The following is a 15562-nucleotide window of genomic DNA, read 5'->3' on the forward strand; positions in this document are numbered from 1 at the left end:
CACCCGTCGACGAACCCGTCAACGCTGCTGCGCCGTCGACCCCCGCACGACCAACCGGACCGGGAGCCGGACGTCGTCCGGTTGGGGGTCGGTGCCGGTGACCATCCCGAGCAGTAGGCGCACTCCCGCTGCACCGATCTCGTGTGCGGGCGTGACGACGGTGGTCAGCGGGACGGGGAGCTGTGCGGCCACCGGGATGTCGTTGTAGCCGACGACGCCGAGATCGCCGGGGATGGACAGACGCAGGTCGCGGGCCACGCCGAGCAGGCCGATCGCCATGGTGTCGCTGACGCAGAAGACGGCGTCGGGCCGGTCGTCGCGGGTGAGCAGTGAGCGGGCCGCGTCGATCCCGCCCTGCACATCCATTCGAGCGTGCGCGATGCGATGGTCGGGGATGCGGACGCCCGCGTCGCTCATCGCGTCGAGGAAGCCCGACAGCCGGTCGTGGCCGGTCGTCGCGAACAGTGGACCGCCCACCGCCGCGATGCGCCGGTATCCGCAGTCGAGCAGATGCCGCCCGGCGAGCGCGCCGCCGAGACGGTCGTCGCCGCCGGCGAAGGGCAGGCCCGACCCGGCATGGCGGTTCAACGCCACCGCGGGGACGGTGAGCTTCAATCGGCGGACGAACTCGGCCGCCGGGCTGTGCAGACTGCTGAGGATCAGACCGTCCACCTGACGGCCCGTGAGCAGTTCGATCGCCTGTCGCTGCGCGTCGGGGTCGTCGGGCGGGCTGGACAGGAGCACCGAGTACGAGGCTTCGCGTGCGGCCTGCTCCACGCCCTGGTAGACGGTCGCGACCACGCCGTCGGTGAGCCGCGGCATCACCGCGCCGATGGTCGTGGTGCGCCGGGTGCGCAGGCTCGCGGCCCACAGGTTGGGCTGATAGCCGAGTTCCTGCGCCACCTCGCGGACGCGCTTGGCCGCCTCGGACCATCCGTCGACCGGTTCGGTCTGCCGCAGTACCCGCGAGACCGTGGAGACGTGCACACCGGCACGTTCGGCGATCTCTTTCATCGTCGGCGGGCGCGTGCGGCGCGGGCCGGAGTGATCTGTCATCGGGTGGGTCCTCGTCGATGGGCATTGACGTCGATGGGCATTGACGGCTCGCCGCCGTGATGGATACTCTCACTCCACCATATGCAATCGATTGCGCAAAGCATTGCAGCCACGTCGTCCCCGAACTCAGGAGAATCCTCATGGTCGACACCCGCACCGTCACCGAACTCTTCGCCCTCGACGGACTGCTCTCCGACGAGGAGAAGGCGATCCGCGACACCGTCCGGAAGTTCGGCGCGGAGAGGATCCGGCCGCACATCGCGGGCTGGTTCGACGAGGCGCGGATCCCGGCGCGCGAACTGGCCAAGGAACTGGGCGGCCTCGGGGTGCTCGGCATGCACCTCGACGGTTACGGCTGTGCGGGAATGAGTGCGGTGACCTACGGCCTGGCGTGCCTGGAGCTCGAGGCGATCGACTCGGGCATCCGTTCGCTGGTCTCGGTGCAGGGCTCGCTCGCGATGTTCGCCATCCATCACTGGGGCAGTGAGGAGCAGAAGAAGCAGTGGCTGCCGCAGATGGCGGCGGGCGACGCGCTCGGCTGCTTCGGGCTCACCGAACCGGATTTCGGGTCCGATCCGGGCGGCATGCGCACGCGGGCGGTCCGCGACGGCTCCGACTGGGTGCTCAACGGCGCCAAGATGTGGATCACGAACGGTTCGGTGGCCGACGTCGCGGTGGTGTGGGCCAAGACCGACCTGGCGCAGGGCGCCCGGGGGATCCGCGGCTTCGTCGTCCCGACCGACACGCCCGGATTCTCGGCGCCGGAGATCCGCGCCAAGATGTCGCTACGCGCATCGGTGACCTCGGAGCTGGTCCTGGAGGACGTGCGTCTGCCCGAATCGGCGATGCTGCCCGAGGCGGCGGGTCTGAGCGGTCCGCTGAGCTGTCTCAACGAGGCGCGCTTCGGGATCATCTTCGGCTCCATCGGCGCCGCCCGCGACTGCCTGGAGACCGCGATCGAGTACGCGTCGACCCGCCGGGTGTTCGACAAGCCGCTGGCCGCCTACCAGCTCACCCAGGCCAAACTGGCCGACATGGCGCTCGAGGTCGGCAAGGGGCACCTGCTCGCCTACCAGCTCGGCCGGCTCAAGGACGCCGGTGAGGTGGAGCCGGCCCAGGTGAGTCTCGGAAAGCTCAACAACTGCCGGGAGGCGATCAAGATCGCCCGCGAATGCCGCACCATCCTCGCCGCCAACGGGATCACCCTGGAGTACCCGGTGATCCGGCATGCCAACAATCTCGAGTCCGTGCTCACCTACGAGGGCACGTCCGAGGTCCACCAGCTCACCATCGGCCGCGCCCTGACCGGCGAAGCCGCCTTCCGGTGACGGGCGACGGCGCTGGCGGAGCCCTCGACGGGCTGCTGATCGCCGACTTCGGCCGAGTGCTCGCCGGGCCCTACGCGACCATGCTCCTCGCCGACCTCGGCGCCGAGGTGGTGAAGATCGAACGGCCGGGTTCGGGCGACGACACGCGGTCGTGGGGGCCGCCGTACGCGGGCGGGCAGGCGACGTACTTCCAGGCGGTGAACCGCAACAAGTCCTCGCTCGCGCTCGATCTGCGCGACGCCGACGATCTCGCCTCGGCTCGGGACCTCGTCGCACGGGCCGACGTGGTGGTCGAGAACTTCCTGCCGGGAGTCATGGACCGGCTGGGTCTGGGCTATTCCGAAGTCGCCGCGGTCAACCCCGGCGTCGTCTACTGCTCGATCACCGGCTTCGGCGGACACAACGACCTGCCTGGATACGACCTCTTGGTGCAGGCCGTCGGCGGTCTGATGAGCATCACCGGCGCGTCGCCGGAGGAGCCGACGAAGGTCGGCGTCGCGCTGGTCGACGTGGTGACCGGTCTGCACGCGGCCGTCGGCATCCTGTCGGCACTGCGCCACCGTGACCGCACCGGCCGAGGCCAGCGGGTGGAGGTGAACCTGCTGTCGTCGCTGCTGTCGGCACTGGCCAATCAGGGTTCGGGATACGTCGGCGCGGGTGTGGTCCCGCGGGCCATGGGCAACCTGCATCCGAGTGTGGTGCCGTATCAGCCGTTCCCGACGGCCGACCGTCCCCTGATCCTCGCGGTCGGCAACGACCGCCAGTTCTCCGCGCTGACCGCCGAACTCGGCGCCCCCGGGATGGCCGACGATCCGCGGTTCGCCACCAACTCCGACCGCGTCGCCAATCGCGAGTCGCTCATCGACGAACTCACCGAGTTGCTGCGCGCCGACACCGCCGACGGCTGGTTCACCCGATTCGCGGCGGTCGGAGTCCCATGCGGACCGGTCAACGACATCGCCGAGGCGTTCGCACTGGCCGATCGGCTCGGACTGGAACCGATCGCGCAGGTCGACGACGCGCGGCGCGACGCGCCGGTCAGGACGGTGGCCAATCCGATCCGGATGTCGGAGACGCCGCCGGTCTATCGGAGCGCTCCGCCGGAGCTGGGAGAGGCCTGACGGCGCGGATTCGTCAGGCGACGGGCCCGGTGGCGCGCTTGCGTGCACCCGGACCCGGTTCATTGCGCACCTCGCGCTGGGGCACGGGGTGCCCGGCGTCGCAGACGATCTCGGTGCGCACCGGAGCGCCGCACCCGCGGTGCACCACGTTCAGCGACGGGCCCGCCGGGTCGGCGCGGTGCTTGTCGCCCCACCGGAGCATGGAGATCAGCACCGGCTGAAGGTCGAGCCCGGCGTCGGTGAGTCGATACTCCTTCCGGCGCCGCGACCCCGGCTCCCGATACTCGGAGGCCACCAGCACGCCGGCGTCGAGGAGCCTGCGCAGACGGTCGGACAGGACCGAGTCGGAGATCCCGGTGTGCTGCTTGATGCGGTCGAACCGGCGCACGCCGTTGAACACCTCGCGGAGCACGAGCACGCTCCAGCGGTCGCCGATGACGTCGAGCGTGCGCTGGACGGAGCAGTTGTCGGTGTCGAAATCCAGCCAGTCCACGTCGCCAGTCTAGCTGGCTTCGATGTTGACAGTCAGTCGATCGGCGATCTAACTTCTCTATCAGAAGTCAGCGGCGACGTGTCGCCGACATCGATCGCAGGAGAGACACGATGACCGACACCGCACCGATTCCGTCGACGTCGAGCGAGTTCATGGACGCTTCCGGGCTCGTCGTCACCGAGGCCTCCGGCACTCGCGTGGAGGGATACGCCGATCTCGACGAGCGGCACCACACGCCGTTCGGTGTGGTCCACGGCGGCGTGTACGCGGCCATCGTCGAAAGCGCGGGCAGCATCGGCGCCAGCGTGGCCGTGGCCGACCGCGGGCAGTTCGCGGTGGGGCTGAACAATTCGACGGACTTCCTGCGGTCGTCGCGAGGCACTCGTGCGCGGGTGGTCGCCGAACCGATCGTTCAGGGCCGCACGCAGCAGCTCTGGCTCGTCCGGATCAGCGACGAGGCCACCGGCAAGGATCTCGCCCGCGGGCAGCTGCGCCTTCAGAACATTCCGCTGCCGGCGGGCGACTGACGCTCTGCGCAGCGCTGTGCGACCATCGATGACGTGGCCGACTACCTCGTTCCCGACTGGGCCGACGCGGCGCTGGTGCTCATCGACGTCCAGCGGGACTTCGTCGACGGCCCGGCCGCTGTGCCGGGTACGCGCGAAGCCATTCCGGCGATGACGGCGGCGGTCGCGGAGTTCCGTCGGCTCGGCCGGCCGGTGGTCCACATCGTGCGGTCGTACCGCCCGGGGGAGAGCGACGTCGACCTGCTCCGGCGCGCCGCGGTAGAGGCCGGTGACGCGGTCGTCGCGCCGGGCACTCCGGGAGCTGAGATTCCCCCAGATCTGCTGCCCGGTCCCGTCGAGTTCGATTGGGATTCACTGCGATTCGGTGCGGTGCAGCAGATCGGCGCTGCGGAGTACGTGGTGTACAAGCCCCGGTGGTCGGCGTTCTTCCGCACGCCCCTCGACTCGCTGCTCGGTGACCACGACGTGAGCACCGTGGTGGTCGCGGGCTGCAATCTGCCCAACTGCCCCCGGGCCACCCTCTTCGACGCCTCGGAACTCGATTACCGCACCGTCCTGATCTCCGACGCGACCTCGCAGGTCACGCCGGCTCGGCTGGCCGATCTGGAGTCGATCGGCGTGCAGCTGCGCACCGCCGACGAGGTGGTCGCGGCACTGGCCGGCGACGAACTGCTCGGTTCCGCGGAGACGCTGTGGGTGGAGTTGCTGGAGCGGGTCGACGGCGATCTCGACCGCGCCGGCGGCTGCGGCGACTGGACGGTCCGACAGCTCGTCGACCATGTCGCGGGCGGTGCGCAGCGGTACGCCATCCTGCTCGACGGCGGCAGCGCGGCGGACACGGCGGCTACCCGCGGCGTCGACTACATCGGCGCCGATGCTGTCGGCAGCTTCTGGGAACAGGAGCACCGACTGCGGGAGGCGGCCGAGCACGCGGATCTGACCGCGCTCGTCGATCACCGGGCCGGGCGGCGCACCGGCGCCTCGCTGATGCATCTGCGGCTGCTGGAACTGACCCTGCACAGCAAGGACCTCGCCGACGCGCTCGGCGTGGAATGGTCGCCCCCGGCGGAACTGGTCGCTCACCTGCTCGATGTGGGCACGCCCATCATCGAGGACCTTCGCGCGCTCGGGTTGTTCGGTCCGGAGCTGCCCGCCGCCTCCGATCACCCCGCCGACCGGCTGCTCGCCGTCGCCGGACGCGGCGCGTGACCGCCCGGCCCCGATAGTCTTTCCCCGTGACTCCCGACTCGGCCGAGAACGCCGCTGCGCACCGCCGCTTCCGTCTGGCGTACGTCCCCGGCGTCACGCCGGCGAAATGGGAACGCAAATGGCGCGAACGGTTCGCCGACGTGCCGCTCGAGTTGGTGGCGTGCAGTGTGTCCGACAGCGTGCGGCTGCTCGCCGACGGCGCGGTCGACGCGGCCGTCACACGCTTGCCGGAGGCCCTCGACGCCGTCGATCCCGGACCCCATCACACCATCGATCTGTACGTCGAGACCACGGTGGTCGTGGTTCCGAAGGACCACTACCTGACCCTGGCGGACGAGTTGCGCGCCGACGACGTCGCCGACGAGACCTTTCTGTCGCCCCTCGACGACGCCCTCACCTGGGATCGGTGGCCCGGGCCGTTGCTCGACCACCGTCCGGCGACCACCGCCGACGCGATCGAACTCGTGGCGGCCGGCACCGGACTGCTCGCCGTGCCGCAGTCGCTGGCCCGGCTGCACCATCGCCGCGACCTCGTCTACCGGCCGCTGCTCGACGCCCCCGTCAGCCGGGTGGGACTGGTCTGGCCGTCGCCCACGTCCCAACTCGCCGACGAATTCGTCGGACTCGTCCGTGGTCGCGGGGCGAACTCGTCGCGCGGCAGGGAGCCGCAGCCCAAGCGGACCGCGAAGGAGAAGGCTGCCGCCAAGCGGGCGAACCGCGAGGCGGCGGGCAAGATCGCAGGCAAGAACTTCGGTAAGGCCGCACGACGCGGTCGGCGGTAACGATGAGGGTCGGAGTCTAGTAGCCCCAGGTCAGAGTCCCGTCAGTGTCGGACTCACAGGTTGCGATTGCGTCGGTACCGCTGATCCGGGCGCGCGCCCCGGGTTCGGAACACTCAGTACCGTACGTCACAGCAGGACGAGACTGGTGTGTACGGTCGGTCCACGCGCCGTTCTCTGCGCTGCAGAACAGTGTGCCGTCAGCGGAGATGTCACCGAACTGATCCAACCCGCACTCCTGCCCTTCGACGGGTTCGGGCGTGACGGTCACGGGTTCGGGCTCCTCGGTCGGCGTGACCTGCTCGTAGACCGTGGCGATCGCAGGAGCGGCGGTGGTCGCTGGCGTGGACGTGACGTGCGTCGTGACCGTGGTCTGTGTGGTCTGTGTGATGGGTGCCGAAGCTGTCGGCGTCTCGTCCCGTTGCTGGAAGTACGCGTACGCGGCGGCTCCACCGACTGCGAGGACCGCGGTCGCGGCGAGTGCCGAGACCGCCGTGATCCATCGGTTCCGGCGCGACGACGATCGGTGGTGCGGATGGCGCCCTGGACCCGGGTGCGTTCCGACAATCGTCTGGGCGTAGGCCGGACCGGTCAGCGGCGTCGTTCTGCCATCCATCGCATCGGACAACGCAGCCACGAATTCGGCACAGCTCGAGTATCGCGAGTCGGGCTCTCGCGACAGGACTCGAGTGAACACCGAATCCAACGTCGCCGGCAGATGCGGGGCGACCTTCGAGAGGCTGGGCGGCTCACCGTTCAAATGAGCCGACATCAGCGCGGTCATAGTCTTACCTGTGAAGGGAGCCTGACCAGAGAACAAATGGAACGCGGTACAACCGAGTGAGTAGATGTCTGATCGGTTGTCGATTTCCGCGCCCTCAATCGCTTCCGGGCTCATATACGCCAAGGTGCCGACGGTGATTCCGGTGGAGGTCAAGGTCGTCGTCTCTTCGGCCGCTTTGGCGATGCCGAAATCGGCGAGCTTCACTGCCTCGACGGTGTCGTGATCGTCGATCGCGAGAAGGATGTTCGCGGGCTTCACGTCGCGGTGGGTGATCCGCTGCTTACGCCACGCGTAGTCGAGCGCTGACCCTGCGCTCGCGACTAGAGACATCACTCGGGTAGGCGACAGCGGGCCAGTCGATTCGAGCAACTGGCCGGCATCGGTGCCTTCGACGAACTCCATGGTGGCCCAGAGACGGCCGTCGTACTCGCCGCGGTCGTACAGCGTAACGATGTTCGGGTGTGACAGTTGGGCCAGAAGATCCGCCTCACGCTGGAACCTGGCTTTGAACTCGCTGTTCCTCGAGACACCCGCGTCGAGCAGTTTCAATGCATCACGACGCGGCAGACGGGGATGCTCGACGAGAAACACCTGTCCCATCCCGCCGGCGCCGAGAGTGCGCAGGATCCTGTACCCGGCGATTTCCGTCATCTCCATGAAGTGCTCTTTTCGGTCGCAGCATCGACCGGGCAAGTGTGCCATGCGAGCCGATGGTGAATCGAACGAATGGCACGCGTGATCGGAACAGAGCATTCGGTCTACCGTGGGACCGGAGATTGAGGAGGCGCTCGTGAAGATCGCGATCGAACCGGTTGTGGACCGGCACCTGTCGGAGGCGGTGACCGGAGCCGGAAGTGAGGTGACCGGGCTCGACGACGCCGAGGCTCTCGTCTGGATCGGCGGGCCGGACGGCTTCCCGCAACTCGGCGACGCCGTCCGCTGGGTGGCGCTCAGTACCGCCGGTATCGAACGCTTCGTCGACGCCGGCGTCTTGGACGGCCGTCGACTCTGGACCAACGCCTCGGGCTTCTACGCAGCGGGCGTCGCCGAACACGCCCTCGCGTTGCTGTTGGCCGGGCTGCGGCAGATCACCACGGCGGTCCGGGACGGGTGGGCGAAGGAACGGATCGACCCGGCCGTCCGGACACTGCGGGGTGCGACGGTCGCGATCATCGGTGCGGGCGGGATCGGGCGCGAACTGACGCCGCGTCTGGCGGCGTGCGGCGCCTCGGTGATCGCCGTCAACCGCAGCGGCCGCGCCGTCGAAGGCGCTGAGCTGACGCTGCCCGCCGACCGAATGGACGAGGTGTGGGAGCGGACCGACCACGTGGTGCTCGCCGCACCCGACACTCCGGATACCCGTCACCTGCTCAACGACGAGACCCTCGGCAGACTGCACCCGCACAGCTGGGTCGTCAACATCGCCCGCGGGCCGCTGATCGATCAGGCTGCTCTTCACCGGGCGTTGTCGGAGGGAGTGATCGCGGGCGCGGCGCTCGACGTCACCGATCCGGAACCGCCCGCGGACGACGACCCGCTCTGGTCGCTGCCCAACGTCATCATCACCCCGCACGTGGCCAATCCGGCGTCCGGGCTCACGCGCGAGATGGCGCCCTTCCTCGCGGAGAACATCCGGCGGTTCGAAGCGGGCGAGGAGCTGCTGGCGGTGGTCGAGCCGGATGCGGGGTACTGAGGGGGTCGGTGAGTGTGGGTGTGGCGGTCGGTGGGGTTTCGACTCGCTGCGCTCGCTCAACCAGCCTGTTGAAGGCTGCTCAACTGGCCTGTTGGAGGTCGCTCAACTGGCCTGTTGGAGGTCGCTGGGTCGGGAGGGTTTCGACTCGCTGCGCTCGCTCAACTGGCCTATATGAAGGCTGCTCAACCTGCCTGTTCAGGGCCTCGCTCAGTCGGGGGAGGGGTGAGGCCGATCGTGCGGCTCGCGGTGACGCGGTCGGCGAGGTCGGCGCGGATCGTCTCGCCGATCAGGGTGTCGGGGCCGGCGCGCCAGCAGGCGCCGAGCGTGTCGTAGCCCACGGATCGGACCGCCGCATGGGCGGGCCAGTAGCGGTACGCCCAGGCGGGCTCGTCGTTCGCGCTGTCGGTCGCGGCCAGCTCGGCTTCCAGCAACTGCCACTGGAGGTCGCGCCGCGACACGCGCATGGACGCCGACGCGGGGACATCCGTGCTCGCCCGGTTCAACACATCGGAACACGCCGCCCTGGCCGCCTCGTCCGCGGAGCGGAGGGTGCTGCGGTGGATCCGCGGGAACAGCAGCCACATCGTCGCCACCGCGAACGCGACGCCCAACAGGGTCTCGATGACGCGTGAGAGCATCTGCTCGCCGAGCGGCTGAGTCGGCGCTCCCATCAGCAGCGCGAGCGGCGTGATGAAGGTGACCGCGAGCGCGTAGTTGGTGGTGACGGTCAGCTCGATCATGATGTTCAGCACGGCCAGCACCACGATCAGCGCGGCGACGTGCAGATCGAGTGTGTGCAGCACGGCGAAGATCGCCAGACCGCCGAGCGTTCCGAGCACGCGGTGCACACCGCGCACCGCGCCGCGGACACGGTCGGGCCCCAACTGCAGCACCAGGACCGCGCCCATGATCGCCCAGTCGGGGCGTCCCAGGCCGGCGAGGACCGAGACCCCGCCCGCGAGCAGCGTGGCCACCGTCGCCCGGGTGGCCGTCACTGTCGCGTGGCTGTCGAGGCGCGCTCCGAATCTGAGGCGGTGCACGATGCTGGGACGGGGGAGCGGCGCCATCAGAGCGCCGGCCTCGGCGCCGTGAACGCGGTGATGAGTGAGCCAGAGACGATGTGCGAGATCGCCGTCGATCTGCGCCGCGTCGTGCAGCACCGACCACGCGTTCAGCGTCGACGCCGCGACACTGTGCCTGCGGGAGGGCTCGCGGTTGTCGGCGAGGAAGCGCTCGCCCTCGGCCAGTGCGGTCTCGGTGGCGGCGATCTCGGGTCCGTGCGGGCGCCACAGTCCGGGCGACATGCTGACGATGAACGCGGCGGCCGCGCCCGCGGCCGTACACAGGGCCACCGTCGCGGCGGAGCCGCCGGCGCGGCAGACGACCACGGCGACACCTCCGACCAAGACCAGGAAGAACGGACCGGGAGGCCCCAGACGCAGGGTGTTCACCCCGAATACCGAGACGGCGGTGAGCGCCGCGAGCGCGCCGACCATCGTCATCTCGCGAGCCGTCGATCCACCCGGACCCATCCATGAGCCGAGCGCGCCGAACAGGGCCGCGGAGGCGACCAGCAGCAGACCCGTGGTGAGGTTCACGCGCCACCTGATCCGGTACGGGCGACGTTCGCCGTACATCAGCGCGAACGAGCCCAGTGCGGCGAGGACCGCGTTTCGCTCGAATCCCAGCCCGTACAGCGTCAGCGCGGGCAGCAGGAAGGCCAGCCCTCCGCGCAGTGCCGGAGCCCAGCGTCCACGGGTGGACGGCCGCGACAGGAGTAGTGCGCGGACCGACGGTCGCGACGGCGGGACCGGAGCGTGATCGGTCATGGGCGCCGCGCCGCCAGATGGACGTCGGGGAAGCGGTGGTCGGCGTCCGCTCGGCTCACCGTGCGCCAGATCTCCGCGAAGCCGGCCGCGACGACCGCGTCGGCGAGCGCGTCCGGATGCCAGCGCCACGCCTTTGCGACGGCGTGATCGAATTCGTGCACACCGGGCTCGTCGGCGGCCTGCGTCGAGATGAGCACCACGGCGCCGGCGGACAGTCGTGCCGACCAGTCGACGAGGATCTCGCGCACCTCGTCCGAAGGTACGTGGATCAGGCTGTGCCGCGCCACGACGCCGCCCACCCGTGACAGGTCGACGGTGACGAGCCGGGCGTCGTCCGTCCGGAACGTCAGCTGCGGGTGCCTCCGTCGGGCCACCGCCAGCATTCCGGCGCTCGGATCGACGCCGCACACGCTCAGCCCGCGTCCGGCGAGATGCGCGGAGACACCGCCCGTGCCGCAGCCGACGTCGACGACCCCCGCATCCGGCCGCGACTCGAGCACCATGTCCGCGAAGGCGTCGACGGCCCGGCGCTCGAGCGCCGTCTGAAACGGATCCGGAAACGTTCTGTCGTAGAGATCGGCGAGGGCGTCGTAGCCGGGCTGGTCGGCGGTCACGGATCTATTGTGCCGACCGGCGGGCGATCCGGACGAGTTCGGCCGCGGGGCCCTGAAGAGTGCGTGGCGGTCGCCACACGGCGCGCAGTTCCCGGGTCAGATCGAGTCCGTCCACATCGATCACGCGCAACTCGCCGCTGCGCGCGGACTCCTGGACGGCGAGGGTGCTGAGCACGGCGGGGCCGACCCCGCCGGCCACCGCGGTGCGGATCGCGGCGCTGCTGCCGAGTTCGAGGATCGGCGGGGCGATGTCGTATCCGGTCAACGCCACCTCCAGCGTCGTGCGCGTGCCCGATCCGGGTTCGCGGACCAGCAGCGGCGTCGCGGCGAGTTCGGCGATGTCGATGGGGCGCCGACGGCGCGACCATTTGTGGCCGGGCGGAACGACGAGCACGAGGCGGTCGCGCGCGACCACCGCGCTGTGCAGTCCGGACGGAATCGACGGGCTCTCGACGAAGCCGACGTCGCAGCCGCCCGAGGCGACGGCCTCGAACACCGCGCTGGAGTTGCGGACCCGCAGGTGCACGGTGGTCTCGGGATGGTCGGTGCGGAATGTCCCGAGCCACAGGGGCATCAGGTGTTCGGCGACCGTCATCGAGGCGTCGACGGTCACCTCGGCGGCGGTATCGCTGAGCAGCCCGGCCGCCACATCCAGCAGTGCGCGCGCATCGTCGACGGTGCGTCGGGCCCAATGCACCAGCACGGTCCCATCCGGGGTGAGGCGGGAGCCGGTGGTGACCCGATCGAGCAGACGGACGCCGAGCAGGCGTTCCAGCCGCCCGATGGCCCGTGACGCATTGGGCTGTGCGACGTGCAACGCGCGGGCCGCCGCGCTCAGACTGCCGTGGTCGTCGACTCCGACGAGCAACTCGAGCGCCCCCAGGTCGATCGATCGCAAGTCCACGGCTGGACAGTACCCCGGTCGCGCCGGCGGTCGTGCATCGTTCAGTGCGCGACGGCGTACTCGGTGTGGTCGGTCCGGAACTCCGGCTTGCCGTAGTCGGCGAGCCGTCGCTCGACCATCCGCGTCGCGTACCGGTCGACGTGCGGGGCGAGGAACGGGATCCGCGTCGCGTACTGGGCGGCCGCGAGGCGACCGACGATGAACGGTGCGGTGACCGCGATCCTGGCGAAGTCGGCGGCGGCGATCTCGACGCCCATCCGTGCCGCGGCACGGCGATTCCCCTGGCAGAACGCGATCATGAACGCGATCTTGCTGTAGCTGCGCTCGACGGATTCGGCGGCACGGTCGAAGGCGGTGTGTCCCGAGCGCAGGTAGGCGTTCATCGTCGACGAGACCAGTGACGCGCACGAGCCGTCGAATCCGGCGCGCAGCAGCGCAGCGCGGCCGGTGAACACGTCGACCACTCCCCGGGGCGTGGCGGGGACCAGTTCCTCGGGAAGCCCGAGCAGGAAGCAGCGGTACCGGTGGAACTCCACCGTCGCCCGCTCGGCCCGGGTGAACTCGGAGCGACCCTGTCGCAATGCGCGCTGGGCGAGGATGAACGCGCCCATCAGACCGGCCGGTGCCTGATCGAGTTGGGGGATCGGGATTCCGTAGGTGTCGACATCCCAGGTTCCGGATCGGCGCAAGGCGTTGTACCGCACCATCGAATGCATCAGTCGCACCATCGCGGCGGCCTCGAACCCCGCGCCGTCGCGGTCGAGTGCGCCGGGCAGCGTGGTGACCGCGAAGAAGCTCGTCGTCTCGTTGACCCGCCGTGCCGCGCGTTTGCCGGTCAGTGCGCCGGTCATCACCATCGGAAGTGCGGCGTACAGATTCGTGAAGGTGGCGATGAACGCCCCGCGGGTGATGAACGGCGAGAGCAGCGCGGACGGCACTCGCGACAGGCGGGCGCCTTCGGCGACCAGGTCCAGATCGATCCAGTCGGGGGTGGTCTCCATCGCTTCCAGGAACGACGCCAGTTCGGAAGGCGCGTCTTCGACGGCGTCGATCCCCTCGCGGCACGCCGTGCGGAGCATCGAGATCAGCTCCGAGACGCTGTGGTCGGCCGCGAGCGCCGCATACCTGTCGGCGACCACGTCGCCGAGCATCGTCGACGTGGTCATCAGCTCCACGATTCGCTCGTCCGACAGGTAGCGGGACCGGCCGCCCACCCACGCCGGTAGTGCCGATTCGACGTCCGGGTCAGTGGTGAACCGGTAGGGAACGCCGCTGAAGTCGACGTCGCCGTACACCTCGGGCAGGGCGTCGGCTTGTCGGCGGACCACGTCGGCGAGATCGGGGTAATAGGTGGTCACGGCGGCCCTCCGGGGTAACTAACACATTGTTAGTTACTAACTAACAATGTGTGAACTACGATGTCAAGGGTGACTTCGGAGAACGTGCGTCGGCGGATGAGCGGTGCGGCCCGGCGTGAGCAGATTCTCGACGTCGCTCTCGCGATCGTCGACCGCGAGGGCTTTCACGCCGCGACCCCCGCCCGCATCGCCGACGAGGCCGGAGTGCACCGGACGCTGATCTATCAGCAGTTCGGCGACGTCACCGGACTGTTCGTCGCGCTGGTCGATCGCGAGAGCGACCGAGACCAGGCCGACTTCGCGGCCGCTGTCGCGAGCGCGGAGGGTCTCGCCGGACTCGAGCAACTGCGTGCGGTGCTCGCGCGGCTGATCGAGGCGATCGACGAGAATCCGGCGAGCTGGCGGCTGTTCCTGTCGCCCCCGCTGGGGGCGCCTGCCGAGTTCGGCCGGCGGCTCGAAGTGTCGCAGGAGCGGGTGCGGAAGTACCTGGCGGAGGTCGTCGCCGACATCGGGCTCGACCAGCTCGATCCGGAACTGACGGCGCGCGTGATGCACGCGGGTGCCCGGGAGCTGCTGGCCTTCCGGCTGGAGAATCCCGACTCGGCCGCCGTCGACCGGCTGCTGGAGTTCGCCGACCGGATGGGCGCCGGGCTGCTGATGCTGCAGAAGCTCGCCTCCCGGCTCGGCCGGGAGGCCAGTCTCTAGCGAGACGGACGGGGTCATGACCATATCGATTTGATATGTCTGCATATCGGATCTCCGGGTTCCCGATCGCCTCCGGTTCGCCGACCGTGGAGGTATGACTCAGACACTGCATCGTGCCGGAAAGTCCGGGAGAGGCGACCGGCCCGATCCCCGCGCCGTGGTTCCGGGGCTGCTGATCTGCGGCGCGGTCGCCCTCGCCGCCACCGGCATCACCATGCTCCTGCCTGCGGTCAGTCCGCTCCTGCTGGCCATCGTGATCGGCGCGGTGGTCGCCAACGTGGTCCGGCTGCCTGCCGCCGCGGCGCCCGGACTGACGCTGGCGTCGAAGACGCTGCTGCGCATCGGTGTCGCGCTGCTGGGGCTGCAATTGGTTCTCGGTGATGTGCTCGGACTCGGATTCGGGATGATTCTGGTGGTCGTCGCGATCGTCGTCGGCGGCATCGTCGGGGGTCTGCTCATCGGACGGGCGCTGGGCATTCCGTTCGCCCGCCGGCTGTTGATCGCCTGCGGCATGTCGATCTGCGGTGCGGCGGCGGTCGCGGCGGTCGACGGCGTGGTGGAGGCCGACGACGAGGACACCGCCACCGCGGTCGGCACCGTCGTCATCTTCGGAACGCTGATGATTCCGGCGATCCCGCTGCTCTCCCACGCGATGGGGCTCTCGGACGAGGTCGCGGGGCTGTGGGCCGGCGGCTCGATCCACGAGGTGGCGCAGGTGGTGGCCGCCGGCGGGATGATCGGCGGAGGCGCGCTCACCGTCGCGGTGGTGGTGAAGCTGGCCCGCGTGATGATGCTCGCGCCGGTCGTCACCGTGCTGAGCATCCGTCAGCGCCGCGCCACCGGGGTAGCGGGCAAGCGGCCTCCCATCGTTCCGCTGTTCGTGGTGGGATTCGTCGCGTGCGCGATCCTGCGGTCCACCGGAGTGCTGCCCTCGGCGGTCATCTCCGTGGGGCACGAGGCGCAGGTGGTGCTGCTGACGATCGCGATGGCGGCTCTCGGACTCGGCGTCCGCATGGAGGTCATGCGCAGGGTGGGATGGCGTCCCTTCGTCCAGGCGGCGCTGACCACCGTCCTGGTGGCCGGTGTGGCACTCGGCGGGGTGCTGCTCGCCGGGTGAGCTCCGATCGGGAAAACTTTGGCTCCCGGAACGGTCTCTCAGACC

General features: G+C 69.7%; 15 protein-coding genes and 1 pseudogene. 9 read left to right on the forward strand and 7 right to left on the reverse strand.

The window, feature by feature from the left end; all coding sequences use genetic code 11:
• Positions 1-18: 18 nt before the first annotated feature.
• Positions 19-1056 (reverse strand): LacI family DNA-binding transcriptional regulator, encoded by a 1038-nt coding sequence (locus P5P27_RS00200; RefSeq protein WP_062366143.1) that lies wholly within the window; start codon positions 1054-1056, stop codon positions 19-21.
• Positions 1057-1196: 140 nt separating this feature from the next.
• Between P5P27_RS00200 and P5P27_RS00205 the strand changes: the two genes are divergently transcribed.
• Both P5P27_RS00205 and P5P27_RS00210 read left to right on the forward strand, forming a co-directional pair.
• A complete protein-coding gene (locus P5P27_RS00205) occupies positions 1197-2384 on the forward strand; it encodes an acyl-CoA dehydrogenase family protein (protein WP_278125840.1) in 1188 nt (395 codons plus the stop codon).
• The gene (locus P5P27_RS00210; protein ID WP_278125841.1) at positions 2381-3505 is read left to right on the forward strand and encodes a CaiB/BaiF CoA transferase family protein; all 1125 of its coding nucleotides are present in this window, start codon (positions 2381-2383) and stop codon (positions 3503-3505) included. Before P5P27_RS00205 ends, P5P27_RS00210 begins: the two co-directional genes overlap by 4 nt.
• A gap of 13 nt (positions 3506-3518) precedes the next feature.
• On the opposite strand, the gene P5P27_RS00215 is transcribed toward P5P27_RS00210, so the two are convergent.
• On the reverse strand, positions 3519-3998 hold the full coding sequence (locus P5P27_RS00215) for a winged helix-turn-helix transcriptional regulator (RefSeq protein ID WP_006897488.1): 480 nt from the start codon (positions 3996-3998) through the stop codon (positions 3519-3521).
• 110 nt (positions 3999-4108) lie between these two features.
• Between P5P27_RS00215 and P5P27_RS00220 the strand changes: the two genes are divergently transcribed.
• The 4 genes and pseudogenes from P5P27_RS00220 (at position 4109) to P5P27_RS00235 (ending at position 6516) form a co-directional block, all read left to right on the forward strand.
• On the forward strand, positions 4109-4525 hold the full coding sequence (locus P5P27_RS00220; protein WP_006897487.1) for a PaaI family thioesterase: 417 nt from the start codon (positions 4109-4111) through the stop codon (positions 4523-4525).
• A 33-nt stretch (positions 4526-4558) separates the two neighbouring features.
• Positions 4559-5188: pseudogene (locus tag P5P27_RS00225) on the forward strand (cysteine hydrolase family protein); the annotation flags it as partial.
• A 33-nt stretch (positions 5189-5221) separates the two neighbouring features.
• Positions 5222-5734, forward strand: a complete 513-nt coding sequence (locus P5P27_RS00230) for a TIGR03086 family metal-binding protein (protein ID WP_278127475.1) — start codon at positions 5222-5224, stop codon at positions 5732-5734.
• A gap of 26 nt (positions 5735-5760) precedes the next feature.
• Positions 5761-6516: a LysR family transcriptional regulator substrate-binding protein gene (locus P5P27_RS00235; protein ID WP_278125845.1), complete on the forward strand. Its 756-nt coding sequence runs from the start codon at positions 5761-5763 to the stop codon at positions 6514-6516.
• 16 nt (positions 6517-6532) lie between these two features.
• On the opposite strand, the gene P5P27_RS00240 is transcribed toward P5P27_RS00235, so the two are convergent.
• On the reverse strand, positions 6533-7954 hold the full coding sequence (locus P5P27_RS00240) for a serine/threonine-protein kinase (RefSeq protein ID WP_278125847.1): 1422 nt from the start codon (positions 7952-7954) through the stop codon (positions 6533-6535).
• A gap of 133 nt (positions 7955-8087) precedes the next feature.
• Here P5P27_RS00240 and P5P27_RS00245 point away from each other — a divergent pair, with 133 nt between their 5' ends.
• Entirely contained in the window at positions 8088-8990 is a 903-nt protein-coding gene (locus P5P27_RS00245) for a D-isomer specific 2-hydroxyacid dehydrogenase family protein (protein WP_278125849.1), read from the forward strand.
• A gap of 182 nt (positions 8991-9172) precedes the next feature.
• Here P5P27_RS00245 and P5P27_RS00250 read toward each other — a convergent pair whose 3' ends face one another.
• Genes P5P27_RS00250 through P5P27_RS00265 form a run of 4 tightly spaced genes read right to left on the reverse strand, consistent with a single transcriptional unit; the run spans position 9173 to position 13695 of the window.
• Positions 9173-10819 (reverse strand): FUSC family protein, encoded by a 1647-nt coding sequence (locus P5P27_RS00250; RefSeq protein ID WP_045537911.1) that lies wholly within the window; start codon positions 10817-10819, stop codon positions 9173-9175.
• Positions 10816-11433: a class I SAM-dependent DNA methyltransferase gene (locus P5P27_RS00255; protein ID WP_278125852.1), complete on the reverse strand. Its 618-nt coding sequence runs from the start codon at positions 11431-11433 to the stop codon at positions 10816-10818. The genes P5P27_RS00250 and P5P27_RS00255 overlap by 4 nt, the downstream gene beginning before the upstream one ends.
• Positions 11434-11437: 4 nt before the next feature.
• A complete protein-coding gene (locus tag P5P27_RS00260) occupies positions 11438-12337 on the reverse strand; it encodes a LysR family transcriptional regulator (RefSeq protein WP_222110895.1) in 900 nt (299 codons plus the stop codon).
• A gap of 41 nt (positions 12338-12378) precedes the next feature.
• On the reverse strand, positions 12379-13695 hold the full coding sequence (locus tag P5P27_RS00265; protein ID WP_006897479.1) for an oxygenase MpaB family protein: 1317 nt from the start codon (positions 13693-13695) through the stop codon (positions 12379-12381).
• Positions 13696-13764: 69 nt separating this feature from the next.
• On the opposite strand from P5P27_RS00265, the gene P5P27_RS00270 reads away from it, so the two are divergent.
• Together P5P27_RS00270 and P5P27_RS00275 are read left to right on the forward strand one after the other, a co-directional pair.
• Complete coding sequence (locus P5P27_RS00270) at positions 13765-14400, forward strand: TetR/AcrR family transcriptional regulator (RefSeq protein WP_278125854.1); 636 nt, start codon at positions 13765-13767, stop codon at positions 14398-14400.
• Between the two features lie 94 nt (positions 14401-14494).
• Positions 14495-15517, forward strand: a complete 1023-nt coding sequence (locus P5P27_RS00275; protein WP_006897477.1) for a YeiH family protein — start codon at positions 14495-14497, stop codon at positions 15515-15517.
• Positions 15518-15562 lie beyond the last annotated feature (45 nt).

It is taken from the genome of Gordonia sihwensis (assembly GCF_029632925.1).
Taxonomy (GTDB): Bacteria; Actinomycetota; Actinomycetes; order Mycobacteriales; family Mycobacteriaceae; genus Gordonia; species Gordonia sihwensis.

What these genes read in the sequence shown, in the direction of transcription:
- P5P27_RS00220 (WP_006897487.1), top strand. Translation starts at nt 4,109, where the DNA reads ATGACCGACACCGCACCGATTCCGTCGACGTCGAGCGAGTTCATGGAC.
- P5P27_RS00200 (WP_062366143.1), bottom strand. Translation starts at nt 1,056, where the DNA reads ATGACAGATCACTCCGGCCCGCGCCGCACGCGCCCGCCGACGATGAAA.
- P5P27_RS00240 (WP_278125847.1), bottom strand. Translation starts at nt 7,954, where the DNA reads ATGGAGATGACGGAAATCGCCGGGTACAGGATCCTGCGCACTCTCGGC.
- P5P27_RS00275 (WP_006897477.1), top strand. Translation starts at nt 14,495, where the DNA reads ATGACTCAGACACTGCATCGTGCCGGAAAGTCCGGGAGAGGCGACCGG.
- P5P27_RS00205 (WP_278125840.1), top strand. Translation starts at nt 1,197, where the DNA reads ATGGTCGACACCCGCACCGTCACCGAACTCTTCGCCCTCGACGGACTG.
- P5P27_RS00250 (WP_045537911.1), bottom strand. Translation starts at nt 10,819, where the DNA reads ATGACCGATCACGCTCCGGTCCCGCCGTCGCGACCGTCGGTCCGCGCA.